This is a genomic window from Aurantiacibacter arachoides (assembly GCF_009827335.1).
Taxonomy (GTDB): Bacteria; Pseudomonadota; Alphaproteobacteria; order Sphingomonadales; family Sphingomonadaceae; genus Alteraurantiacibacter; species Alteraurantiacibacter arachoides.
In genome coordinates, this window is record NZ_WTYH01000001.1 from 1,536,690 (window position 1) to 1,560,189 (window position 23,500).

29 protein-coding genes and 1 tRNA gene are annotated in these 23,500 nt (G+C 66.2%); 13 read left to right on the forward strand and 17 right to left on the reverse strand.

All coding sequences use genetic code 11. The features are described 5' to 3' along the window. Positions 1-55 precede the first annotated feature (55 nt). Positions 56-1,471, forward strand: coding sequence for a glutamate ligase domain-containing protein (locus tag GRI62_RS07435; protein ID WP_131452715.1), 1,416 nt, complete (start codon positions 56-58; stop codon positions 1,469-1,471). 37 nt (positions 1,472-1,508) lie between these two features. After that, positions 1,509-1,808, forward strand: a complete 300-nt coding sequence (locus tag GRI62_RS07440; protein WP_131452716.1) for a hypothetical protein — start codon at positions 1,509-1,511, stop codon at positions 1,806-1,808. Between the two features lie 40 nt (positions 1,809-1,848). On the opposite strand, the gene GRI62_RS07445 is transcribed toward GRI62_RS07440, so the two are convergent. Both GRI62_RS07445 and GRI62_RS07450 read right to left on the reverse strand, forming a co-directional pair. Next, the gene (locus tag GRI62_RS07445; RefSeq protein ID WP_131452717.1) at positions 1,849-2,820 is read right to left on the reverse strand and encodes a DUF808 domain-containing protein; all 972 of its coding nucleotides are present in this window, start codon (positions 2,818-2,820) and stop codon (positions 1,849-1,851) included. A 78-nt stretch (positions 2,821-2,898) separates the two neighbouring features. Further along, positions 2,899-3,429, reverse strand: coding sequence for a DUF3237 family protein (locus GRI62_RS07450; protein WP_131452718.1), 531 nt, complete (start codon positions 3,427-3,429; stop codon positions 2,899-2,901). 181 nt (positions 3,430-3,610) lie between these two features. Between GRI62_RS07450 and rpsF the strand changes: the two genes are divergently transcribed. Genes rpsF through rplI form a run of 3 tightly spaced genes read left to right on the forward strand, consistent with a single transcriptional unit; the run spans position 3,611 to position 4,834 of the window. Then, positions 3,611-3,976 (forward strand): 30S ribosomal protein S6, encoded by a 366-nt coding sequence (rpsF, locus tag GRI62_RS07455; protein ID WP_131452719.1) that lies wholly within the window; start codon positions 3,611-3,613, stop codon positions 3,974-3,976. Next, a complete protein-coding gene (gene rpsR / locus GRI62_RS07460; protein WP_047003152.1) occupies positions 3,976-4,200 on the forward strand; it encodes a 30S ribosomal protein S18 in 225 nt (74 codons plus the stop codon). The genes rpsF and rpsR overlap by 1 nt, the downstream gene beginning before the upstream one ends. A 13-nt stretch (positions 4,201-4,213) precedes the next feature. Continuing rightward, entirely contained in the window at positions 4,214-4,834 is a 621-nt protein-coding gene (gene rplI, locus GRI62_RS07465; protein WP_131452720.1) for a 50S ribosomal protein L9, read from the forward strand. A 60-nt stretch (positions 4,835-4,894) separates the two neighbouring features. On the opposite strand, the gene GRI62_RS07470 is transcribed toward rplI, so the two are convergent. From GRI62_RS07470 to trmD, 7 genes are all read right to left on the reverse strand, one after another. Further along, positions 4,895-5,617, reverse strand: a complete 723-nt coding sequence (locus GRI62_RS07470) for an SIMPL domain-containing protein (protein ID WP_131452721.1) — start codon at positions 5,615-5,617, stop codon at positions 4,895-4,897. Positions 5,618-5,627: 10 nt separating this feature from the next. Continuing rightward, the gene (locus tag GRI62_RS07475) at positions 5,628-6,632 is read right to left on the reverse strand and encodes a YncE family protein (protein ID WP_131452722.1); all 1,005 of its coding nucleotides are present in this window, start codon (positions 6,630-6,632) and stop codon (positions 5,628-5,630) included. Between the two features lie 32 nt (positions 6,633-6,664). Continuing rightward, positions 6,665-7,426 (reverse strand): alpha/beta fold hydrolase, encoded by a 762-nt coding sequence (locus tag GRI62_RS07480; RefSeq protein WP_131452723.1) that lies wholly within the window; start codon positions 7,424-7,426, stop codon positions 6,665-6,667. Positions 7,427-7,536: 110 nt separating this feature from the next. Beyond that, complete coding sequence (locus tag GRI62_RS07485; RefSeq protein WP_131452724.1) at positions 7,537-8,103, reverse strand: hypothetical protein; 567 nt, start codon at positions 8,101-8,103, stop codon at positions 7,537-7,539. Positions 8,104-8,108: 5 nt separating this feature from the next. Next, the gene (locus GRI62_RS07490; protein WP_131452725.1) at positions 8,109-9,134 is read right to left on the reverse strand and encodes an aspartate-semialdehyde dehydrogenase; all 1,026 of its coding nucleotides are present in this window, start codon (positions 9,132-9,134) and stop codon (positions 8,109-8,111) included. Between the two features lie 300 nt (positions 9,135-9,434). Beyond that, positions 9,435-9,800 carry a 50S ribosomal protein L19 gene (gene rplS, locus GRI62_RS07495; RefSeq protein WP_131452726.1) on the reverse strand — a complete coding sequence of 122 codons (366 nt, stop codon included), beginning with the start codon at positions 9,798-9,800 and terminating at the stop codon, positions 9,435-9,437. Between the two features lie 6 nt (positions 9,801-9,806). Beyond that, positions 9,807-10,538, reverse strand: coding sequence for a tRNA (guanosine(37)-N1)-methyltransferase TrmD (trmD, locus tag GRI62_RS07500; protein WP_131452727.1), 732 nt, complete (start codon positions 10,536-10,538; stop codon positions 9,807-9,809). Between the two features lie 57 nt (positions 10,539-10,595). Between trmD and GRI62_RS07505 the strand changes: the two genes are divergently transcribed. Further along, complete coding sequence (locus tag GRI62_RS07505; RefSeq protein ID WP_131452728.1) at positions 10,596-11,516, forward strand: NAD(P)/FAD-dependent oxidoreductase; 921 nt, start codon at positions 10,596-10,598, stop codon at positions 11,514-11,516. Here the strand turns inward: GRI62_RS07505 and GRI62_RS07510 are convergent. The 6 genes from GRI62_RS07510 to GRI62_RS07535 form a co-directional block, all read right to left on the reverse strand. Next, a complete protein-coding gene (locus GRI62_RS07510) occupies positions 11,513-11,923 on the reverse strand; it encodes a hypothetical protein (protein ID WP_131452729.1) in 411 nt (136 codons plus the stop codon). The genes GRI62_RS07505 and GRI62_RS07510 overlap by 4 nt on opposite strands. Then, complete coding sequence (rimM, locus tag GRI62_RS07515) at positions 11,920-12,426, reverse strand: ribosome maturation factor RimM (protein WP_131452730.1); 507 nt, start codon at positions 12,424-12,426, stop codon at positions 11,920-11,922. The genes GRI62_RS07510 and rimM overlap by 4 nt, the downstream gene beginning before the upstream one ends. A 4-nt stretch (positions 12,427-12,430) precedes the next feature. Next, entirely contained in the window at positions 12,431-13,054 is a 624-nt protein-coding gene (gene rpsP / locus GRI62_RS07520; RefSeq protein WP_131452731.1) for a 30S ribosomal protein S16, read from the reverse strand. 37 nt (positions 13,055-13,091) lie between these two features. Next, positions 13,092-14,576: a signal recognition particle protein gene (ffh, locus tag GRI62_RS07525; RefSeq protein ID WP_131452732.1), complete on the reverse strand. Its 1,485-nt coding sequence runs from the start codon at positions 14,574-14,576 to the stop codon at positions 13,092-13,094. A 116-nt stretch (positions 14,577-14,692) separates the two neighbouring features. Beyond that, positions 14,693-14,768: transfer RNA gene (locus tag GRI62_RS07530), tRNA-Ala, on the reverse strand. A 121-nt stretch (positions 14,769-14,889) separates the two neighbouring features. Beyond that, positions 14,890-15,222 (reverse strand): TIGR02300 family protein, encoded by a 333-nt coding sequence (locus GRI62_RS07535; RefSeq protein WP_131452733.1) that lies wholly within the window; start codon positions 15,220-15,222, stop codon positions 14,890-14,892. Between the two features lie 127 nt (positions 15,223-15,349). On the opposite strand from GRI62_RS07535, the gene aroA reads away from it, so the two are divergent. Together aroA and GRI62_RS07545 are read left to right on the forward strand one after the other, a co-directional pair. Further along, on the forward strand, positions 15,350-16,726 hold the full coding sequence (gene aroA / locus GRI62_RS07540; protein WP_131452734.1) for a 3-phosphoshikimate 1-carboxyvinyltransferase: 1,377 nt from the start codon (positions 15,350-15,352) through the stop codon (positions 16,724-16,726). After that, the gene (locus GRI62_RS07545; RefSeq protein WP_131452735.1) at positions 16,723-17,166 is read left to right on the forward strand and encodes a DUF411 domain-containing protein; all 444 of its coding nucleotides are present in this window, start codon (positions 16,723-16,725) and stop codon (positions 17,164-17,166) included. Before aroA ends, GRI62_RS07545 begins: the two co-directional genes overlap by 4 nt. Before the next feature lie 7 nt (positions 17,167-17,173). On the opposite strand, the gene GRI62_RS07550 is transcribed toward GRI62_RS07545, so the two are convergent. Continuing rightward, positions 17,174-17,494: a DMT family transporter gene (locus tag GRI62_RS07550; RefSeq protein WP_131452736.1), complete on the reverse strand. Its 321-nt coding sequence runs from the start codon at positions 17,492-17,494 to the stop codon at positions 17,174-17,176. A 144-nt stretch (positions 17,495-17,638) separates the two neighbouring features. On the opposite strand from GRI62_RS07550, the gene GRI62_RS07555 reads away from it, so the two are divergent. Then, positions 17,639-18,649 (forward strand): proline iminopeptidase-family hydrolase, encoded by a 1,011-nt coding sequence (locus tag GRI62_RS07555; protein ID WP_131452737.1) that lies wholly within the window; start codon positions 17,639-17,641, stop codon positions 18,647-18,649. Continuing rightward, on the forward strand, positions 18,646-19,281 hold the full coding sequence (locus GRI62_RS07560) for a (d)CMP kinase (RefSeq protein ID WP_131452738.1): 636 nt from the start codon (positions 18,646-18,648) through the stop codon (positions 19,279-19,281). Before GRI62_RS07555 ends, GRI62_RS07560 begins: the two co-directional genes overlap by 4 nt. On the opposite strand, the gene GRI62_RS07565 is transcribed toward GRI62_RS07560, so the two are convergent. Next, complete coding sequence (locus GRI62_RS07565; protein ID WP_131452739.1) at positions 19,278-19,763, reverse strand: Mpo1 family 2-hydroxy fatty acid dioxygenase; 486 nt, start codon at positions 19,761-19,763, stop codon at positions 19,278-19,280. The genes GRI62_RS07560 and GRI62_RS07565 overlap by 4 nt on opposite strands. 132 nt (positions 19,764-19,895) lie before the next feature. On the opposite strand from GRI62_RS07565, the gene GRI62_RS07570 reads away from it, so the two are divergent. The 3 genes from GRI62_RS07570 (at position 19,896) to gloB (ending at position 23,495) form a co-directional block, all read left to right on the forward strand. Continuing rightward, on the forward strand, positions 19,896-20,711 hold the full coding sequence (locus tag GRI62_RS07570; protein ID WP_160731843.1) for an alpha-1,2-fucosyltransferase: 816 nt from the start codon (positions 19,896-19,898) through the stop codon (positions 20,709-20,711). A gap of 207 nt (positions 20,712-20,918) precedes the next feature. After that, positions 20,919-22,643, forward strand: a complete 1,725-nt coding sequence (rpsA, locus tag GRI62_RS07575) for a 30S ribosomal protein S1 (RefSeq protein ID WP_131452741.1) — start codon at positions 20,919-20,921, stop codon at positions 22,641-22,643. Between the two features lie 96 nt (positions 22,644-22,739). Then, entirely contained in the window at positions 22,740-23,495 is a 756-nt protein-coding gene (gene gloB, locus GRI62_RS07580) for a hydroxyacylglutathione hydrolase (protein WP_131452742.1), read from the forward strand. The last annotated feature ends 5 nt before the right edge of the window (positions 23,496-23,500 follow it).

Sequence of the window (23,500 nt, forward strand, 5' to 3'; positions counted from 1 at the left end):
GCCCTTCCCTAACATCCGCTTCACAAAGCGCCACCGCCCGCATAGGCACATCCCCATGATTCAGCACACCGACGCCGTCGCCCACCCCTATTTTTTCTGCGGTATCGGCGGCTCCGGCATGCTGCCGCTGGCGCAGATCGTGAAGGGCATGGGCGGCGAGGTTGCAGGGTCCGACCGCAGTTTCGACCAGGGACGCACGCCGGAGAAATTTGCCGCGCTGGAACGGCAGGGCTTCGCGCTGTTCCCGCAGGATGGCAGCGGCATCACCTCGGCTGCGCAGGTGCTGGTCGCCAGTGCCGCGATCGAGGACACGGTGCCCGAGGTTGCCCGCGCAAAAGAGCTTGGCTGCGAACGGCTGACCCGTGCCGAACTGCTCGCCCGCCTGTTCAACGCCGCGCCGCAATCGCTGGCCGTGGGCGGCACCAGCGGCAAGAGCACGACCACCGCAATGCTCGGCTGGATCATGCAAAGCGCCGGCAAGCACCCCACCATCATGAACGGGGCGGTGATGAAGAACTTCGTCACCGAGGAACGCCCCTTCGCCAGCGCCGTGGTGGGCGACGGCGATACCTTTGTGTCCGAGGTGGACGAAAGCGACGGATCCATCGCGCTCTACCAGCCCACGGTGGCGCTTCTTCTCAACGTTAGCCTCGATCACAAGAGCATGGACGAATTGCGCGCACTGTTCGGCGATTTCCTCGGACGCGCGGATCGGGGCGTCGTCAATGCCGACGATGTCGAGGCGTTCCGGCTGGTGGCGCGCGCGAACGACCCGGTCACCTTTGGCATCGACAATACCTGCGCGGCGCTGGGCGTGGCAGACGGCAGCGTGGCCGAAGGGCCGACGCGGCAGGCGGCGCTGATCGTGGACCGGCGGGACGACAGCGAACACGCGCTCACGCTCGCCATGCCGGGGCGGCACAACCTGTCCAACGCGCTCGCCGCCATTGCCGCCGTCAATGCCGCAGGCGTGCCGGTGGCCGATGCGGTTGCGGCACTGGGCAGCTTCAAGGGCCTGTCCCGCCGGTTCGACGTGCTGGGCACCAGCGCCAGCGGCGTGACGGTAATCGACGATTTCGGCCACAATCCGGAAAAAGCCCGCGCCACCCTGCGCACGTTGAAGGCGCACGAAGGCCGCGTCCTCGCCTTTTTCCAGCCGCACGGCTACGGCCCCTTGCGCCAGATGGGCCACGAACTGGCCGAAACCTTTGCGCAGGAACTCGGCCCCGAAGACCTGACCATCCTGTGCGACCCGGTCTATTTCGGCGGCACAGTCGATCGCACCGTCGGCAGCGAGCGGATCGTCGACATGATCCACGCCGCCGGAGGGAAAGCCCTGCATATCAACACCCGCGACGGCTGCGGCGATTTCATCGTCCAGAACGCGTGCGCAGGTGACCGCGTGGTGGTGATGGGCGCGCGCGACGATACGCTGACGAACTTTGCGGAAAGCCTTTTGCAACGATTGTAGGGCACACCCCTCCGCAGGAAGGGAGGCACGTCGCCCCATGCAGAAGAACTACCGCGACGGCGGTGTGGGGTTGCTTGACGCGGCACCCGGCACCTACCTCGTTTCCGCCTATTTCGATGACAACCAGGCTGATCTGGTCACCTGCAACGTGCTCGGCTGGCAGGTCGGGAAGGACCGGCGGCTGACCCCGCTTACCCTGGACGTGCGGGCCGTGGACGAGGACCCGTGGTTTGTCGTCCACCCCGATGGCCGCGTGGAAGCGAGCGACGGACGCGGGTGGGACAGCCGCGACGCCTGGCTCGACGACGAGCGCCGGGCGCAGCGACTGGCGGCCTGAACCGAATGGCTCCTGCCGACTGGCCCCTGCCGGCCCGCCCCTAGTGGGCGGCGGCCTCGCCCTCGTGTTCCTCGACCGCGTGGCCCAGGCCCAGCACCTTGTGCAGCACGAATACGATGACGCCGCCCAGCGCCAGCCCGACCAGGGCCGAGATGCCGGCAAAGGTCAGCCAGCCAAGAACGCCGCCCGCCGCGCCCGCGATGTCCGACACGCCGTGCTCGATGCCCTCGACCCAGTGTTCAGGCCCAGCCACGCCGACTTGCGCCAGGCCGTGCAGGATGATTCCCCCGCCGACCCACAGCATGGCGACCGTGCCGACCACGCTCAGGATGGTGAGCAGATGGGGCATGAAGGCCACCAGCCCGCGGCCGATCGATTGCGCGCTGCGCGACTCGCGCTCCGCCAGGTGCAGGCCGACATCGTCCATCTTCACGATCAGCCCGACCGCGCCGTAGACCACCAGCGTCACAGCGATCCCCACCAGCGCCAGCACCAGTCCGCGCGTCAGCAGCGATTCGGTGGCCACCTCGTTCAGGGTGATGGCCATGATTTCGGCCGAGAGGATCAGGTCGGTGCGGATGGCCCCGGCAATGCGCGCCTTTTCGAAGGCCACCGGATCCTCGATCACGTCGTCCAGCGTCTTGCCGTGCTTGGCGCCGCCCAGCTTCTCGATGACCTTTTCAGCGCCTTCGTAGCACAGATAGGCGCCGCCCAGCATCAGGATAAAGACTATCGCCTGCGGCAGGAACTCGCTCAGCAACAAGGCGCCCGGCAGCAGGATCAGCAGCTTGTTCTTCAGGCTGCCCTTGGTGATGTTCCAAATGATCGGCAATTCACGCGCGGGCGACAGGCCGGTGACGTAGCCGGGGGTGACGGCGGCATCGTCGATCACCACGCCGGCAGTCTTGCTGCCGGCGCGGCCGGCGGCGGCGGCGACATCGTCGACGCTGGCGGATGCGACGCGGGCAATCACCGCAACGTCGTCTAGCAGGGCTGTCAGGCCACCGGGCATGGGCAGGTCTCCGGGAAATAGGGGTCGCGTGGGATCGAGCCTTTCCAACGCATGAGGGCGCTGTCCAGTGCCGCGGCGTTATTGAACGCGGAAAACCTCGATCCGCACCGCGGGCACCGAGTGGTCCGTGGCAAGGCCCAGCCGCCCGATGAAGGTGCCCTGCCCCAGCCACTGGTAGGCGCCCAGCGGCGGTTCGAACACCGGGCGGGTGTAGACCGGCACGGGCGCTTCGCCAGCGGCCGGGCGGCAGATGGTGGCGCGGTTGTTGACGTTGATGACGGCGCCGTCGTCCGTTTCCACGAAATAGTCCGCCTCCAGATCGGTGCAGCCATCGGCGCGGTCGACCTGCCAGTCCCATGCGCCGGGGCGCACGGTCCCGCTGATCCCCTCGCCCTGCACCGTGCCGCCGGTGATCGGGATGATGCGCCTTGGCCCCAGCGCCGTCGCGCCCAGTTCCTCGGCCGGGCCGATCTCGGCAATGATAGTGAAGGCCGGCACCAACCGCGGGGCAGGGTCCTGCGGTGCGGCGTCCTGCGCGATGGCATCCTGCGCGGCAGTAGGCGTGGCAGTCATCAAGGCGGCTCCAATCACGGCTGCGGCAATACGCATGGTCTTTCCCTCCTGCACCAGCCCCCCCCCTAGCACGCTTGCATTCGGCGCCAATCCCGCTATGTGCGCTGCTTCCCGAGGGCCCGCGTGGGCCACGGGAAAATCCAGAAAGCCGGAGGGGCGCGCACGGAATTCGCCGTGCCAATGCCAGCGATCGGCGTGAAATGAAAGGAAGCGCAGCATGGCTCGATACGAGCACGTGTTCCTCGCGCGTCAGGATCTGAGCCAGGCTCAGGTCGACGCGCTTGCTGCCGGTGCCACGGAAATCGTGGAAGGCCAGGGCGGCAAGGTCGTGAAGACCGAGACCTGGGGCCTCAAGTCCCTCGCCTACAAGATCGACCGCAACCGCAAGGCGCATTTCGTCATGCTCAACATCGACGGCCCCGGCACGTTGGTGGCAGAGCTCGAGCGCCAGAACCGTATCAACGAAGACATCATCCGCTGGCTGACCATCGCCGTGGAAGACCACGAGGAAGGCCCCTCCGTGATGATGCGCAAGAACGAGCGCGACAAGAAGCGCCGTTCCGACCGTGAGGACCGCGACTGATGGCCCGCCCGTTCTACCGCCGCCGCAAGTCCTGCCCGTTCGAGGCCAAGGACGCCCCCGCGATCGACTACAAGGACGTGCGCCTGCTGCAGGGCTTCATGTCCGAGCGTGGCAAGATCGTGCCCAGCCGCATCACCGCCGTTTCCGCCAAGAAGCAGCGCGAGCTGGCCAAGGCGATCAAGCGCGCCCGTCACCTGGGCCTGCTGCCCTACATCGTGAAGTAAGGGAGACAGGACCATGGATATCATCCTCCTCCAGCGCATCGGCAACCTCGGCCAGATCGGCGACGTCGTTTCCGTGAAGGACGGCTACGCCCGCAACTTCCTCCTGCCGCAGAAGAAGGCGCTGCGCGCCAACGATGCGAACAGGCGGGTGTTCGAGGCCAACCGTGACAAGCTGGAATCCGACAACGCCGAACGTCGCACCGAGGCCGAAAAGCAGGGTGAAACGGTCGCCGGCGAAGAGATCGTCCTGATCCGCGCCGCTTCCAACGCTGGCCAGCTTTACGGTTCGGTCAACGTGCGTGACGTGGCCGACGCCCTCAAGGCCAAGGGCCACGACATCGACAAGCGCCAGGTCATCATGGGCTCGCCCATCAAGACCATCGGCATGTTCGACGTGACCGTCGCCCTGCACCCCGAGGTCGAGATCATCGTGAAGGCGAACGTCGCCCGCTCCGACGACGAGGCCGAACTGCAGAGCAAGGGCGTGGACATCCTCGCCCAGGCGGCCGAAGACGCAGCCGACGCCCGCGCCGGCGAAGGCTTCCAGGAAGCCATCGATCCCGATCGCGAGCTGGGCGACCTGCCCGCTGCCGAGAGCGACGGCGACGAGGCCGAGGGCAGCGAAGAGGCCTGAGCCTCTTCCTCCTGACGCACACAGCAAAGGGGCGCTGCCAGCGATGGCGGCGCCCTTTTTCTATTCTGCGGGCACCATTGCGAACTCGATGTAGATGTCCCGCTCCACCTGAACCGGCTGCGGCACGATCGGGATCCGGCTGATGCGACTGCCGGTTACCACGATTCGCCCGCCATCCGATGACCTGTACCGATAGGGGGGCATCCCGCTGTCGGACACCCGCACCACCCGCCCCACGTGCATTCCCAACGAGGACGCAATCGTCTGCGCCTGGGCCTGGGCATTGCTTACGGCGTTGCGCATGGCCGCGTCCTCCGCGGCGCGCATTACATCGACTGCCTCGACGCTCCAGTCGGGACCGTCGATGTTCGTGGCTCCGGCCTCGAACAGCGCAGGGATCAGGGTTTCGGCACCTGCGAAGTCGTCGAAGGCGATCTCGAGCCTGCTGCTCGCCTCGAAGCCAATGATCCTCGCGTCCTGCTCGTCGTCAATATCCTGGGGAAACAACGGCCGAACGCCAAAGCTGTCGGTCGTCACCGACCGGATGCCCGATCCTGCCGCCGCTATGGTCGCCAGCAACCGTTCGAGCACGATCGCGCTGGCATCCAGCGCCTGGGCGGAACTTGCTCCCCTGGTGGTGACGCCGAGCGATATCGTCATGGTATCGGGCTCGGCCTCGGCCTCGCCGCTTGCGGATATCATCAGCAGCGGTTCGCTGGGGATAACCTGCTGGGCCGCGGCGGGCGATGCGGCCAGCAATGCGAGAACGGGAAACCAATTCATACGTTCATCCTCAATCAATCACCGCCAAGCCGTCGCCACCCGGACCGGTGGCAATGCGCCGCAGCACCGCGCCACTGGCAAAGTCGATCTCGGCGATGGTGTCGCTGGCGGTTTCGGCAGCATAGAGCCGGGTGCCGTCTTCGCTGAACACCAGCGTAACCTGCGCCGCCTCGGCACTACCGGAAACTTCGATACGCCGGACCACCTCGCCGCTGCGCGCATCGATCACGGTCAGGTCGCCGCCGCCGTAATTGCTGGACACCAGCCAGCGACCCGAAGGATGAAACGCGAGACGGATCGGCGTCGTGCCGGTTTCGACCGCCCGGATTATTTCCAGGGTTGTGGGATCGAGTTGGAAAGCGGTGCTGTCCGCATTGGAGGCAACCCAGAGCTGCGATCCGTCAGGTGACAGCGCGATTGCCTCTATCTGGTCGCCGACGCGAAGGCGCGCGGTCTCCTGGCGGGTCGCCAGATCGTAACGCACGACCTCGCCGCGCGGGATGATTGTGCCCCATGCTGTCAGACCATCGGAGGACACCGCCAACAAGTGTGGACCCGGCGGTGCGCCCCCCTCGCCAATTTCGGTGATGCCGACGGCCGGCGGCATGCGCCGGCCTGTCATCCGCAACGAGATCAGATAGAGCGAGCCGCGCCCTTCCGCTCCGGCCACGATCTGATCACCATCCAGCCAGAGGGCACTATGGACGCGGGCATTCTCGCCCAGAGCCTGCCAACCCGCCCTGACTAGGTCTGCCGTTCGGTAGATTTCCACGGTCCTGCCGGAATAGCAGGCGACCATCACGAACTGCTTTTCGGGCGATACGGTCAGCTCGTGCGGGTTTTCGCAGGTCGTTGCGCGGTGCGTTTCAGCGCCGGTCGCAAGATCAATGCGGCTGAGGCTCGCCCCGCGCTTGTTGGCGACGAAGATCGTGCCGCCCTCGTGCCAATCCGTTGATGGCGCAGTGGCGCATCCGGCAAGCATCGCGGCGGCGACTACGATGATGGCTGAGCGCATGGAGGATACCCCTTCACCCGCCACGATAGTGCCTATTCGCCGGAAAGGTAGTCCACGATGGCCGAACCGAATTCGGGCTTCATCACGCTGGACATATGGTTGCCGGGCACGGTCACGACCTTCGCCTGTGGCAGGGCCTCCGCAAGCCGTTCGGGCGAGCCATTGTCGGCGTCATCTTCTCCTATCAGCACCATCGTCGGCATGGCAATAGTCGCCAGCGCCTCCGCATCGATTTCGTCCACCCCCTGCGTCAGCAGCAGCCGAGCCGCGTGGCGGTCTATCCCCTGCGACTTCAGGAAGCTGCGCGCAAAGAACGCCGGATCGCCGTGCTCGATGGTATCGAACCGGTCGATCATGTCGATGAAGAAGGCGACGCGCTTGCGCCAGTTCACCAGCCCTTCCAGCCCCATCCCCGCCAGCACCAGCCGCCTTGGCGCCAGGCCCGCGGTGACCGCGCTCGCCGCCGTGCGCGCACCGAGCGAGAAGCCTACGAGATCGTAATCGTGCAGTTCCAGCTCTTCGACGATGGCAAAGGCATCGCGCACCAGCACGCCGGCGGTATAGAGCGCGCCATCCACCGGCGCATCGCTGTGCCCGTGGACCCGCCAGTCCGGCATGATCGCTTCGAACCCGGCATCGGCCAACCGCCGGGCCGTACCGAACTTGATCCAGTTCATCTCCGCGCTGGAGAACAGTCCGTGCAGCAGCAGCACGGGTCGCCCTGCGCCCATGCGGTGAACCGCCATTCGCGTGCCGTCATGACTGTCGATGAAGCTGGTGGTGAGATCGCTCATGGGTGGCCGGTGGCAGCCACTGGCGATGCAGGCAAGGGCCAACGCCTCGACACCAGAGGTCTGGCACCAGCAATGCCAGGGTCGGCGCTCTCAGCCCTGAGCCTGCCGCCCTACCGGAAGATGCAGTTGGTGCCCGCCCACAGCGTTTCCACGATGGCATTGTCGCCCTCGCCGCTGAACAGGCCAGAGATCATCGGGCCATCGGGCGAACCGATGATGAACTCCTGCCCCAGCGTGCTGCCTTCCTGCATTTCGACCATCGAATCCTCGAGCATTTCGGCGCGAGACAGTTGCGGCACGTAGGGCGCACGCGCCATGTAGCCGACGAAGGCGTCTTCTTCGAACACCAGCGTCATGCCCTCGTACTGGGTGGAGGGATAGGCGCAGTCGTCCCCGCCCTCGGTGGTGCCGGTCGGCTCCCCCAAAATGCTGGCGAGTGTTGCCTCTGTCGCCACGCGCATGGATCCGAAGGGCACGGACAATTCCTCGAACCCGCCCTGCGCGGGCACGATAATTCCGGTGGCCTGAAGATCGAGCACACCTTCGCCGGCAGTCTCGCCCGCGGAATCCGCGGTCTGCTCTGCCGCCGGGTCGATATCGTTCGCGGCGTCCCCGTCCGCGGCGGGCGAGCACGCAGCCAAAGCCAGCGGGAGGGCGAGAAAAGCGAGGTTGCGCACGGAAATCATCCCTTCTGCAAGTGGCGGCGGCCGAGCAGCTCGGCGATCTGCACCGCGTTCAGCGCGGCGCCCTTGCGCAGGTTGTCCGATACGCACCACAAGGTCAAACCGTTGTCCACGGTGGGATCCTCGCGCACGCGGCTGATGTAGGTGGCGCCGTCGCCGGCGGCCTCGACCGGGGTGATGTATCCGCCGTCCTCGCGCTTGTCGATCAGCATGATGCCCGGCGCCTCGCGCAGGATATCCATGGCGCGGTCGGCGCTCATCTCGCCTTCGAACTCGATGTTCACGGCCTCGGAATGGCCGACGAATACCGGCACGCGCACGCAGGTGGCGTTCAGTTTGATCTTCGGATCCAGGATCTTCTTGGTTTCCACCACCATCTTCCACTCTTCCTTGGTGGAGCCATCGTCCATGAAGGCGTCGATGTGGGGGATGACGTTGAAGGCGATCTGCTTGGTGAACTTGCGCGGCTCCACCCGGTCACCCACGAAGATGCCGCGGCTCTGCTCGAACAGCTCGTCCATGCCTTCCTTGCCCGCGCCGGAAACCGACTGGTAGGTGCTCACGATCACGCGCTTAATCCTGGCGACATCGTGCAGCGGCTTCAGCGCCACCACCAGCTGCGCGGTCGAGCAGTTGGGATTGGCGATGATGTTGCGGGCCTTGTAACCGTCGATCGCGTCGGGGTTCACCTCGGGCACGATCAAAGGCACGTCGGGGTCCATGCGATAGAGGCTGGAATTGTCGATCACCACGCAGCCCGCTGCCGCCGCCTTGGGCGCGTAGATGCGCGTTGCCTCGCTGCCGCAGGCGAACAGGGCAATGTCCCATCCGGCGAAGTCGAAGTGCTCCAGGTTCTTGCACTTCACCATCCGGCCTGAATCGCCGACCTCGATCTCCATGTTGGTGGACCGCGAGCTGGCCACGGCGGCCACCTCGTCCATCGGAAATTCCCGCTCGGCCAGGATCGCGAGCATCTCGCGTCCGACATTCCCCGTCGCCCCTACAACCGCTACCCGGTAACCCATCGTTTTTCTCGCTTCATGGAACAGGCGGCCTGCCTAGCGCGCCTGATTGGGAGGGCAACAGCAAAGGCGGTTACGATCGAAACGGCCGCTCGCTCGCCGCGGGCATTAAGGCGCCGCTAACCGCATTTGCAAAGTCGGCGTAAACCAATCGGCCCGCACACCCAAGCCTGCCCGGGACCGGATCGCCCCTGATCCGGACTGGTGCAATCATCTGTGCCCAAGAGATGATCCAACGCGATCGGGGCGGCCTTCCCGATGGAAAGCCGCCCCGACCTTTTCGCTTGTCCGCGTTTGCGGGCCTTACTTGGCCACGTTCTCGCGACGCTCCGCGATGCGGGCGCGCTTGCCGGTGCGGCCGCGCAGGTAATACAGCTTGGCGCGGCGCACCACGCCGCGGCGCACCACGGTGATGGAATCGATGATCGGCGAATACAGCGGGAACACGCGTTCCACGCCTTCGCCGAAGCTCATCTTGCGAACGGTGAAGTTGGAACCCATGCCGCGGTTCGAACGCGCGATGCACACGCCTTCGTAGTTCTGCACGCGTTCGCGGTTGCCTTCCTTCACCTTGACGCCCACGCGCAGCGTGTCGCCGGGGCGGAAAGTGGGGATATCCTTGCCGAGCGCTTCAATGGCTTCGGCCTCGAGAGTCTGGATCAGGTTCACTGGTCCTCAGTCCTTCTTTTCATGCCGCGCGCCAGAGGCAGGCTGGACCGGAGCGCCACCCTGGCGCTCCCATAAATCCGGCCTGCGTAACCGTGTGTCGTTCTCCGCCTGGGCTTTCCTCCACGCGGCGATCCTCGCATGATCCCCCGATCGCAGCACTTCGGGGATCGTGCGCCCTTCCCATTCAAAAGGTCGGGTATATTGCGGGTACTCCAAGAGACCGTCCTCGAACGATTCCTCGTGCCCGCTGGAAGCCGCGCCCATTACGCCGGGAAGCAGGCGAATGCAAGCATCCAGAATGGCCAGCGCGGCAGGTTCTCCACCCGACAGCACGATGTCGGCAAGGCTCACCTGCTCGATATGCGGACGGGCTTCGAAGAACCGCTCGTCGAAGCCTTCGAACCGGCCGCAGATCAGGGTGACGCCGGGGCCGGCGGCAATCTCGCGGATGCGCGCCTGCGTAATGGGTTGGCCGCGCGGCGTCATGGCGAGGACGGGGCACTCGCCCGCCACGCTGTCGAGCGCGGTGGCCAGCACGTCCGCCTTTAGCACCATCCCCGCCCCGCCACCTGCTGGCGTATCATCGACGGTGCGATGCTTGTCGGGTGCGAAGTCGCGTATCTGTACGGTTTCGCAACGCCAGTCCCCCCGATCCCGCGCCCGCCCCGCCAGCGACACGCCGAGCGGACCCGGGAACATCTCGGGGTAGAGGGTGAGGATGGTGGCGGCAAAGGTCATCGCCGCAAGCGCCTAGCGCCCTGCGCAACGCTTTGCCATCCCGCGCGTTGGCGCAGCATGGACGATACAATCGACGACTGCATCATCGTGGGCGGGGGGCCCGCAGGGCTGACCGCGGCGATATACCTTGCGCGCTATCACCTTTCCATCCGGCTGTTCGACTGCGGCACCAGCCGTGCGGCGCTGATCCCGTGCACCCACAACCACGCCGGCTATCCTGAAGGTATCGCCGGGCTGGAACTGGTCGGGCGGATGCTGGAGCAGGCGGAGAAATACGGCGTCGTCCACGAAGAAAAGCGCGTCGAACATCTCGCGAAGACCGGCGACTGCTTCGTGGTCGGCACCGACGAGGGCACCTTCCGCGCGCGCACGGTGCTGCTGGCGACGGGCGTCTTCAATCGCCATCCCCCGGGGATGGACGATGCCTTTCATGACGAGGCGCTGTTCAAGGGCCTCCTGCGCTACTGCCCGGTCTGCGACGGCTACGAGGTGACCGACAAGCGCGTCGGCATCATCGGCACCGGCAGCCACGGCACCGCGGAGGCAATCTTCCTGCGTAGCTTCACGAAGGACGTGACCCTAATCTCGCCCACCGACGATCACGATCTGGAGCCGGAATGTCTGGCGAAGCTGGACGAGGCCGGGATTGTGCGGGTGGACGGGCCGTGCGGGGACTATGCCATGCGCGGGGACAAGCTGGCGGTGGATACCGCCGAAGGCTGGCTGGAATTCGACAGCGTCTATCCCGCGCTCGGCAGCGACGTGCGCTCGCAACTGGCGCAGGATGCCGGGGCGGACTGCACCGATGTCGGCTGCATCAAGGTGGACGACCATCAGCGGACCAGCGTGCCGGGCCTGTTCGCGGCGGGCGACGTGGTGATCGGGCTGGACCAGATCAGCCACGCGATGGGCCAGGCGGGCGTCGCCGCCACGACGATCCGCAATGATCTCGCGGACGAGCGGTCGCTGCTGCGTTAGTCGAAGACACGCGCGGGCTCTGCAACACTTCGGGCGGCGCGGCGCGCCAGCCAGCGCGTCATTTGCCGCGCCGTCAACAGACCTAGCAATAGCATGGCGGCGTAAAACGCGTAACCGCGCGGTTCCAGGTTCATCATCATTCGGACCGCCGCTTCGAAGCCGACAGCGCGCGAACCGTTTACGAACATGATGCTCACCATCAGCAAAACGGGGAGCATTCCCGCCAGCAGCGCCCGCAGCGTCGGCGAAATGCGCTTTGCCAGGCGATGTAATAGCGCCGCGACGAGGGTAGTAATCAAAATAGTCCCGAGCGCCAAAATGCCCGCCGTCGTGAGCAACATAGATGTCGGCGGTCCGGCGGACTCACCGCGCGGGACGACCTCGATCCTGACCTGAGGCGCGTTCATTCTTCAGTGAAGTCCGCGTTGACGGTGAGTGTCGCCTCATCCCAAGCAGGAACCGCCTCCACGCGCATCGGCACCATGAACAGTTTGCCGGGCTTGCCCTCTTCGGGCGGTCGCCTGATCTCGATCACGTCGCCAGCGCCGAAGTTGTGAACGGCGATAACCTCGCCCAGTGGCTCGCCCGTATCGGACACGGCGGCAAGACCGAGCAGATCGGCGTGGTAATACTCCCCCTCGGCCAGCGGCGGCAGGGCATCACGCGGCACGGTCAGCACGGTGCCGCGCAGCTTCTCGGCAGCGGTGCGATCCGCCACCTCGGCAAAGCGGGCCACGGCCCCGCCCTTGTTGTCATCGCGCACCTTGGTGAGCGTCAGGGCGCCGTCGTTGAAGCTGCGGTGCGCCTTCAGGCTGTCCAGCCCTTCGCCGAACAGCTTCAGGCGGACCTCGCCCGCCACGCCGTGCGCGCCGGCAACGGCGGCCAGGGTGACGGGCGTGTCCTTGGTCAAGCGATCAGCCCTCGGCCTTTTCTTCGCCGGCTTCCTTGGCGGGGGCGTCCTCGGGCAGCGGCGGGCCACCTTCGTTGACTTCCTCGGCCACGGCGGCCGCATCGGCAGCGGGGGCATCGGCGGCAGCTTCGGTGGAGGCATCGGCGACCGCTTCGGCGGTGTCGTCCGACTTCACCGAACCGGTGGCATCGTTCTGGGCGCTGTCCTCGTCGGCAGCAGGCGCTTCCTCGGCCGGAGCCGCAGCAGCAGCCTTGGCCTCTTCCTCGGCAGCCTTCTTGGCTTCCTCGGCTTCGGCAGCCTTGGTTGCCTTTTCTTCGGCGCGTTCCTTCGCGGCGTCGCCCGGTTCACCCTTCTTGGGGTTGTTGCGCGCCTTGCGCTCCAGCACGCCGGCGGCGTCGAGGAAACGGTGGACGCGGTCGGACGGCTGCGCGCCCACGCCCAGCCAGTAACGGGCGCGGTCCTCGTCCAGCTTCACGCGGTTCTCGTCATCCTTGGGCAGCATCGGGTTGTAGGTGCCGATCTGTTCCAGATACTTGCCATCGCGGGCACGGCGGCTGTCGGCGGCCACGATGCGGTAGTACGGACGCTTCTTGGCGCCACCGCGTGCGAGCCTGAGGGAGATTGCCATTGTAGTTCCCCTTTCCAAATCAAAACGTTGAAATCTGTTACTTCTTCCTGAGAAAATCCTGCATCTCCGGGGGCAGCTGGCCGCCCGGAAGGCCGGGCATTCCGCCACCTGGCAGCCCGGGAGCGCCACCGCCTCCGCCGCCGCCAAAGCCCCCGCCGCCGCCCAGCAGCGCGCCGAGGCCCTTGAGCCCGCCCATCTTGCGGATCTGTTTCATCGCGCGGCCCATTTCCTGGTGCATCTTGAGGATCTTGTTGACCTCCTGCACCGATGTGCCGCTGCCCGCCGCCACGCGCTTCTTGCGCTTGGCGTTGAGCAGTTCGGGGCGGGCGCGTTCCTTGGCCGTCATGGAGCCGATGATGGCGTCCATGTGCACCAGAACCTTGTCGTTCATGCCGCTGTCGGCCATCGCGGCCTTGGCCTTTTTCATGCCCGGCATCATGCCCGCCAGCATCCCCAGCCCGCCCATGTTCTGCATCTGCTGCAATTGCTTGCGCAGGTCATTCATGTCGAACTTGCCCGCCATCATGCGCTTGGCGAGATCCTCGGCCTCGTCGGCCTTGATGCTTTCTGCCGCGCGTTCGACCAGGCTGACGACATCGCCCATGCCCAGGATGCGATCGGCAACCCGCGCGGGATGGAAACGCTCGATGGCGTCGAGCTTTTCGCCCGTGCCGGCGAACTTGATCGGCTTGCCGGTGACGGCGCGCATGGAAAGCGCCGCACCGCCGCGCGCGTCACCGTCCATGCGGGTGAGCACCACGCCGGTCAGCGGCACCTCGCTGGTGAAGCTTTGCGCTACATTGACCGCGTCCTGCCCGGTCAGCGCATCGACCACCAGCAGCACCTCGGCGGGGGTGGAGACGGAGGCGACCGCCTTCATCTCCGCCATCAGCGCCTCGTCCACGTGCAGCCGGCCCGCGGTGTCAAGCAGCAACACGTCGTAATTCTGCAGCCTGGCCGCGCCCAGCGCGCGCCGGGCGATGTCGACCGGCTGTTGCCCGGCGACGATCGGCAGGGTGGCGACGCCCGCCTGTTCGCCCAGGATCGCCAGCTGCTCCTGCGCGGCGGGGCGGTTGACGTCGAGCGAGGCCATCAGCGGCTTCTTGCCCTGCTTGTCCTTCAGCAGCTTGGCGATCTTGGCGGTGCTGGTGGTCTTGCCGGACCCTTGCAGGCCGACCATCATGATGACGGCGGGCGGCGCGACGTTAAGGTCCAGCGCCTCGCCCTCGCCCATCGGGCCCTTGCCCACGGCTTCCTCGCCGCCGAGCATGGCGACGAGTTCGTCGTTCACGATCTTGACGACCATCTGGCCCGGCGTGACCGACTTGAGCACTTCCTGCCCGATCGCGCGTTCCGTGACGCGGCCGATGAAATCGCGCGCCACGCTCAGCGCGACGTCCGCCTCCAGCAGGGCGACGCGCACCTCGCGCATGGCATCGCGCACGTCCTGTTCCGACAGGGCACCGCGACCGCGCAGGCGATCGAACACGGTACCGAGGCGGTCGGACAGGCTATCGAACATGCGATACTCCAAAACGCGAAAAACGCCGGCGGACGAGAACTCGTCAGCCAGCGTGCGGTCCCGGATGAGACCGGCTTAACCAGACAGGCACCGCTCGATGCCCGAATGAAGGTGAATGGTGGAGCCTAGCGGGATCGAACCGCTGACCTCAACACTGCCAGTGTTGCGCTCTCCCAGCTGAGCTAAGGCCCCGTACCATTCATGTTGCAGAGCCTCGTGGCGCTGCGGAGGTGGCCCTTTATGGAAAGGCCGCGCTCCTGACAAGAGGTAATATCAGACCGGGCGCCATCAAGTCAGCGCCCGGCCCGCGACATCAATTGTCCTCGTCGCCTTCACCGTCGGTGGTGGCCACGCCCAGGTCGTCGTCGCCGCCGAGGTCGACGTCGTTGTCCGGCGAATCCTCGTCGTCGTCGACGTCGAGTTCTTCCAGATCGTCATCGGCAAGATCCGAATCGGCGGCCTCGTCCTTCTTCTTGGCCTTGTCCTGCTCGTCGAAGGGAATCGGCTGCTTGGACTTGAGCACGGGCTCGGGCGTCCACTCGTTGCCGCATTCGATGCAGGTGACGGGGTCTTCCTTGTTCAGATCGTAGAAGCGCGTGGCGCACTTGGGGCAAGTGCGCTTGGTGCCCCATTCTGGCTTGACCATGATAGTGTCCTCGAAAATCGGAGAATTGGTGTGCGCGTCCGGAGCGGAACCCGCGAAAGCGCGCGCCTTGCCATAGGGCCTTGCCCCTGTCAAAGCCGCGCGCATCAACGACGAGGTAGGCACGCGCGTGAGCCATTCCAACCCGCCCACTCCCCGACGCTTCGCTGCGAGCGGTCCGCTGACCGGACGGGTGGCCGTGCCGGGCGACAAATCGATCAGCCACCGCGCGATCATGCTGGGCGCGCTGGCGGTGGGCGAAACGCGGGTGACGGGGCTGCTGGAGGGCGAGGACGTGCTCGCCACCGCCGCCGCCATGCGGGCGATGGGTGCCACGATCGTTCGACAGGCTCGGAATGAGCGGGGTGAAGCCGCCTGGAGCATCCACGGCGTCGGTGTCGGCGGCCTGTTGCAGCCCACGCAGGCACTGGACATGGGCAATTCGGGCACCAGCACGCGATTGCTGATGGGCCTCGTCGCCAGCCATCCGATCCGCGCCATGTTCACCGGCGATGCCAGCCTGTCGAAGCGCCCCATGGGCCGGGTGATCGAGCCGCTGAGCCAGATGGGCGCGGCTTTCGAGGCCAGTGGACAGGCGCTTGGCGGCGGCCGCCTGCCGCTCATGCTGCGCGGCATCTCGCCCGCCGTGCCGATCACCTATCGCCTGCCCGTCGCCAGCGCGCAGGTGAAGAGCGCCGTGCTGCTCGCCGGCCTCAACACCGCGGGGATCACCACCGTCATCGAGCCTGTCCCCACCCGCGACCATTCCGAACGGATGCTGCGCGGCTTCGGCGCGAAGCTGGAGGTCGGCGAGGATGCCGGCGCGCGCGTGATCCGCATCCACGGCGAGGCGGAGCTGACGCCGCAGGTCATCACCGTCCCCGGAGACCCGTCGAGCGCCGCCTTCTTCGCCGTCGCCGCATTGCTGGTGCCAGGCAGCGACCTCGTGATCGCCAATGTCGGCCTCAACCCCACCCGCGCCGCGTTGTTCGACGTGCTGCGACAAATGGGCGGCTCCATAGAGGAACTGGACCGGCGCGAGGTCGGCGGGGAGCCGGTGGCGGATTTGCGCGTGCGGCACTCGATCCTCACGGGCATAGACGTTGACCCAATGGTCGTGCCGGCGATGGTTGACGAATTTCCGGTGCTCTTCGTGGCCGCTGCGCTGGCGCAAGGGACGACAACGACCAAGGGTCTCGATGAGTTGCGCGTCAAGGAATCCGACCGCATCACCGCCATGGCCGACGCGCTCACGCTGGCGGGCGCGCGAGTGGAAGAACACGAGGACGGCCTGACGATCGAGGGAACCGGAGGCGATCTCCTTCGCGGGACGCCGGAATATGAGTGGGTCACGACCCACCTCGATCACCGGATCGCCATGAGCATGGCCGTGGCGGGCCTCGCCAGCCGCGATGGCGTTCAGGTGGACGACACCGGGCCTATCGCAACAAGCTTCCCCACATTCGAGGCGCTGCTGAGCCGCGCCATGCACGGAGAACCCGCATGAAGCCCCGTCGTTTTCTCTCGCTCGCCCTTCTTGCCCTCGCCGCCTGTTCGCAGGCTGCCCAGGCCGCCACCTACGAGATGTTTCGCGATCCGAACTGCGGCTGTTGCCTCGCCTGGGTGCGCCACGTGGACGCGGCAGTGGCGGAAAGCGTTACCGTGACCGACAGCACCGACATGGGCGCGCTCAAGGACCGGCTGGGCGTCCCTCAGGAATTGCGCAGTTGCCACACGATGGTGGTGGAAGGGTACGTGATCGAAGGCCACGTTCCGGCCGAGGACATCGCCCGTCTGCTTGCCGAGCGGCCCGAGGGCGTCACCGGCCTCGCCGTGCCAGGCATGCCGGTCGGCTCGCCCGGCATGGAGATGGGCGACCGGGTGCAGCCCTACCAGGTCATCGCTTTCGGAGAGGCCGGCATGTCGGTCTTCGCGACGCACCCCTGACGGCCTGTCAGGCGGGGCTCGACACTTTCATCAGCACCAGCCCGCTGACGATCAGCACGGCGGCCAGCACGCGCAGCGGCGTCACCGCCTCCCCCAGCAGTACGATGCCGACCACGAAGGCGCCGATCGCGCCGATGCCCGTCCACACGGTATAGGCCGTGCCCAGCGGCAACGATTTCATCGCCACTGCCAGCAGACCGAAACTGAATATCATGGCGACGATCGTGACTGCCGCTGGCCCGGGCCGGGTGAAGCCGTCGGACAGTTTCATGGAATAGGCCCACACGGTCTCGAGCAGTCCGGCGACAAAAAGAATGAACCAGGCCAAGGCAGCCTCCTTCGCGAGAATTGCGCTGCCGGGCCGTCCCGGTCTTGATCGCCTTCCCGGCACGCAGGACGTGGCCTGCGCGGGTATGCAGATAGCAGGGCGTTTGCGGTTCTCAAGCCGCCCACGGGGCGATAAGGACGGGCCATGAGGCTACTTTCCGTGCTGTCCCCGTTGCTGCTTGCGTTTGCCACCCCGGTGCTGGCGCAGGATCTGCCGCAAACCCCCGCCGCCTGGGCCGAGGCCGACCGCGAACTGATGGTGCCGGTCGAGGGTGGGCGCGTGTGGGTGCGGGTGAACGGCGACCTCGACAGCGAGGGCCATCCGCCCGCGATCTTCATCCACGGCGGCCCCGGCGGCACGCACCTGGGCCTCGCCGGGCTGACCGCGCTGGCGGACGAGCGCGCGGTCATTCTCTACGACCAGCTCGATTCGGGCCGCTCCGACCATCCGGGCGATCCGGCCAACTGGCGGGTCGAGCGGTTCGTTGCAGAGCTCGAGGCGATCCGCCAGGCGCTGGGCGTGGAGCGCTGGCACGTCATCGGCCATTCGTGGGGTGCGGCGCTGGCGCTGGAATATGCCGCCGCCTACCCGCAGCACACCGCCAGCGCCGTGCTGGGCGGCACCTACATCTCCACGCCGCACTGGATCATGGGCACCAACCTGCTGATCCGCGAGCTGCCGGACGCAATCCGCGACACGATCATCGCCTGCGAAAGCGCGAGCCCGCCGCCAGCCGAAACCTGCGGCCCGGCCACCGATGCCTTCTACGCGGTCTACAACGGCCGGCCCGATCGCCCCGCGCCGACCGAGGCGCAACGCGCCTACAGCGTTCGGTACGCGGGCGAAGGCTTCAACCCCGAGCTCTACAACGTCATGTGGGGGCCGAGCGAATTTGCCGCCCGCGGCACCCTCGTCGGCTACGATGGGACACCGCTGCTCGCCCGCGTGGACGGCAGCCGCACCCTGTTCATGGTCGGCCAGTACGACGAGGCACAGCTGGATCAGGTGCTCGACTTCGTGACGCTCACACCCGGCTCGGAACTGGCCGTGGTCCCCGGCGGATCGCACAGCTTTCCCGGAGAGCGCCCGGCGGAAACCGAGGGGCTGCTGCGCGCCTGGATGGCGCGGATCGATAGCCGGGAGGATAGCGAATGATCATTGCCGTCGATGGACCGACCGCGTCGGGCAAGGGCACCGTGGCCCGCGCCGTGGCCGCGCATTTCGGCCTGCCTCATCTCGACACCGGCCTGCTTTATCGCGCGGTCGGCTACACCGTGGCGCGGATGGGCGGCGATCCCGACGATCCCGCCAGCGCACTTGCCGGCACCGGCTTTCCGGACGCAACGCTCGCCGATCCCGAGCTGCGCAGCGAGGACGTGGGCGGCCTTGCCAGCCGTGTTTCGCGCCATCCGCAAGTGCGCGCCGCGCTGTTCGAACGCCAGCGCGCGTTTGCCACGCAGCCGGGCGGCGCCGTGCTCGATGGGCGCGACATCGGCACCGTCATTGCGCCCGAGGCCGAGGCCAAGCTGTTCGTCACCGCCAGCCTTGCTGCCCGCGCCGAGCGGCGGTTTCGCGAAATGCGCGACAGCGGTCGCCAGGCAGACCTGCGGGACATCCTGGACGATCTGACCGCGCGCGACGAACGTGACCAGAACCGCGCCGATGCCCCCCTGAAAGTTGCCGAGGGCGCCTGTGTGCTCGACACGACCGGGATGACGATCGAACAAGCCATCGCGGAGGCTGTCGCCGCAGTGAACGCGGCTACGGGCGTACCAGCCCGCGGCTAGCCTGCGTGGACCTGCCGCCGCAGGTCGCCGAGGAGCCCCATCGCGAACAATCCTTCGCACACCACGAACAGCGGGCCGACCAGCAGGCTTTTGATGTCATCGAGAAAGGCGGGCTTGCGGCCTTCGTAATGGTGACCCAGGAACTGCAACGTCCAGCCCGCCACGAACAGCCCGATCCCGCCCGCCAACCATACCACGGTCGAGACCTGCGCGATCCAGTGGCCCGCAGAGCACAGCAGCGCCAGCAGCACCGCCATCAGCAGGCCCACCTTAAGGTCCAGCCGCAGATACCACAGCGCCGCGAGCACGCTGCCCACCATGGCCGGGGTCGCCACCCAGCCGCCCAGGTCCCACGTGGGCCGCGAAAGCAGCACCTCCACCGCCAATACGATGAGCGGGATGCCCAGGGCGTGGGTCGCCACGTTGCGATGATCGCGGTGGTATTCGCCGTAGCTGGCGAGTGCTTCAACCAGGTTTGTCACTGGTAGAAACCTAGACACGTCGTCCCGAGGAATCTAGTCGGCTCATGATTACGCGTTGATTGCATTATCCGGCGCAGCATTCCGAAGGTCAGTAATCAGAATATGGCTATCACATCTATCTGTAACAGCGGCTTGGGCAACCAGCTGTTCCAGTATGCCGCTGGCAAGTCGCTGGCTTTCAACCTAGGCACCGAACTGGTCATCGATGCCCGCCACTTTCAGGCCGTCACCGAGGCGGACAAGATGTTCCGCCTTGGAGAAATTGGCATTCCTGAAAAGGTCAAGCAACTGCGTCCGGGGCTTTTTAAGGCACACGGGCTTCCCCTGCGTGCCTATCGCTGGCTGAAGCGAGAGAGAAGGCGCCATTACGTCGAGCCAAGGCTGGGATATTTCGAAGATTATCAATCGCTCCAAGACGGCGCATATTTGGTTGGTTGCTTCCAGTCGCCCAAGTATTTCGCCGGAAATGAAGATCGAATATTCGCCGACACGCAGATAGACGAAGCCTTCTCGAAGATTGAACCGCGCTCCCCCGAGAACGCAATAAACGTTCACGTGCGGCGTGGAGATTACCTCGCGAACCCAGGTTATGTCCTGACCGACCCGCTCGCTTACTACCGCGAAGCCCTCGCCGCCGCGCGCAAGGCCCTGCCCCACGCGCCGCTGGTGGTCTTTTCCGATGATATCCCGTGGTGCCGCGAGCAGGACCTGTTCGCCGGCGCACAGTTCATGGAGCCGATTGCGGGCGAAAGCCCCTGGGCGGATCTCGTGCGTATGTCGCGCTGCGCCGCGCTCGTCATCGCCAACAGCTCCTATTCGTGGTGGGCCGGATGGTTCGCCATGCAGCGCGGCGCGCAGGTCTATTGCCCGCGCCAGTGGATCAAGGGCCTCGATAGCGCCGATCTCCACATTTATCCCGATGCGTGGACGGTGATCGGCGAAGCCTGAGCGGGCGCAAATCCCTTGCCTTTCGCCCCTCTTTCGCCTAGGCGCGCGGCCGTTCTCTTGCATCGTCCGATACGAGGAACCCGCATGGTGGCATCCGGCCCCGCGCGGCAGTCGGCCTCTTGCCCCGCTGGCCTCGCAATCGTGCGAGAGACGGGCCCAAGACCCGGGTAAAACCCGTGGCCGGTAGCAAATGTGAAGGAAACCAACATGGCATCCACTGCCAACCCCACCCGCGACGATTTCGCCGCGATGCTCGACGAACAGTTGGGCGGCGCCGACGGCGGCTTTGAAGGCCGCGTCGTCAAGGGCACCGTCACCGCCATCGAGAACGGCATGGCGCTCGTCGACGTCGGCCTCAAGAGCGAAGGCCGCATTTCCCTGCGCGAGTTCGAGCGTGGCGAGGAAGACGGCAGCCACGGCCTGTCCGTGGGCGATGAAGTCGAAGTCTTCGTCGACCGTGTCGAGAACGCCGAGGGCGAAGCCATGCTCAGCCGCGACCGCGCCCGCCGCGAAGCCGCCTGGGACAAGCTGGAAAGCGAATTTGGCGAAGGCAAGCGCGTCGAAGGCCGCATCTTCGGCCGCGTGAAGGGTGGCTTCACCGTCGACCTCGACGGCGCCGTGGCCTTCCTGCCCGGCAGCCAGGTCGACATCCGCCCCGTGCGCGACGTCACTCCGCTGATGGACATGCCGCAGCCCTTCCAGATCCTGAAGATGGATCGTCGCCGCGGCAACATCGTCGTGTCGCGCCGCGCCGTCCTCGAGGAAACCCGTGCAGAGCAGCGCAGCGAGCTGATCGAAGGCCTGGCCGAAGGTCAGGTCACCGATGGCGTGGTCAAGAACATCACCGACTATGGCGCCTTCGTGGACCTGGGCGGCATTGACGGCCTGCTGCACGTCACCGACATGAGCTACAAGCGCGTCAACCACCCCAGCGAGGTGATCGAGATCGGTCAGACCGTGACCGTGCAGATCATCCGCATCAACCAGGATACCCAGCGCATCAGCCTCGGCATGAAGCAGCTGGAAAGCGATCCGTGGGATGGCGTGGGTGCGAAGTACCCGGTCGGCGCCAAGGTTTCGGGCACCGTCACCAACATCACCGAATACGGCGCCTTCGTGGAGCTGGAAGCGGGCATCGAAGGTCTTGTCCACGTCTCCGAAATGAGCTGGACCAAGAAGAACGTGCACCCCGGCAAGATCGTTTCGACCTCGCAGGAAGTCGAAGTCATGGTGCTGGAAGTGGACGCCGAGAAGCGTCGCATCAGCCTGGGCCTCAAGCAGGCCCACCGCAACCCGTGGGAAGAGTTCGCCGATGCCCACCCGGTCGGCTCGACCGTCACCGGCGAAGTCAAGAACGCGACCGAGTTCGGCCTGTTCATCGGCCTTCCGGGCGACGTGGACGGCATGGTTCACATGTCCGACATCGCCTGGGGCATCTCGGGTGAGGACGCGCTGGCACTGCACCGCAAGGGTGAAGAGGTCGAGGCCGTGGTGCTAGACGTCGACATCGACAAGGAGCGCATCAGCCTCGGCATGAAGCAGCTCGAGAAGGGTGCGCCTTCGGAAGCGGGTGCAGCGGGTTCGCTCCGCCGCGGCGAGGTGGTCACCGTGACCGTGCTCGAAGTGCGCGATGGCGGCCTGGAAGTGCAGGTCGGCGACGACGGCGCGACCGGCTTCATCAAGCGTTCGGACCTCGGCCGCGACCGCGACGAGCAGCGTCCTGATCGCTTCCAGACGGGCCAGAAGATCGATGCCATGGTCACCGGCTTCGACCGTTCGAAGAAGCCCAACTTCTCCATCAAGGCGCATCAGATCGCCGAGGAGAAGGAAGCCGTGGCGCAGTTCGGCTCGGCCGATTCGGGTGCCTCGCTCGGCGACATCCTTGGTGCCGCGCTCAAGGGCGGTGCCGACAAGGACGCCGACAAGAAGTAAGCCGCGCGAACATTCGCAAGGCTAATGGAAAGGCCCGTCCGCTCACCCGAGCGGGCGGGCCTTTCCTGTTTCGGCGGGCGCGCCTAGGATGGCCGCATGCTCGAAATTCACCAATTCCCCTGCCTCACCGACAACTACGGCTTCCTGCTGCACGATCCGGACAGCGGAGAGACGGCGGCAATCGATACGCCGGACGGCGAGGAATACCTGCGCCAGGCCCAGGCCAGGCAATGGCGTATCACCGCGATCTGGAACACCCACTGGCATCCCGATCACACCGGCGGCAACGCGGCCATCGTGGCGGCGACCGGTGCCACGGTCGTCGCCCCGGCAGAGGTGGAACGCATCGCCCCCGTCGATCGGATCGTGGCGAGCGGCGACATGGTGATGCTCGGCAAGCACGAGGCACAAGTGATGGACGTGGGCGGACATACGAAGGGCCACATCGCCTACCACCTGCCGGTAGACGGCCTGGCGTTCGTTGGTGACAGCCTGTTCGCGCTGGGGTGTGGGCGGATGTTCGAAGGCACCCCGCAACAGTTCTGGGCCAGCCTCGCCCGGCTCAAGTCCCTGCCCGCAGAGACCACGATCTACTGCGCGCACGAATACAGCCTCGCCAATGCCCGCTTCGCGCTGCACGCCGACCAGGGGAACGACGCTTTGGTGATCTATGCCCGCGAGATCGAGGACAAGCGCGAGCGCGGTGAGTGGACCGTGCCCTTCCCGCTCGCCCGCGAGCTTGCCACCAACCCCTTCCTGCGCGCCGACGATCCTGAAATGGCGGCGCACTGGGGCGGTGACGCACCGCACGAGACACTCGCTGCGCTGAGGGCAGCCAAGGATGCGTTCTGAATGTG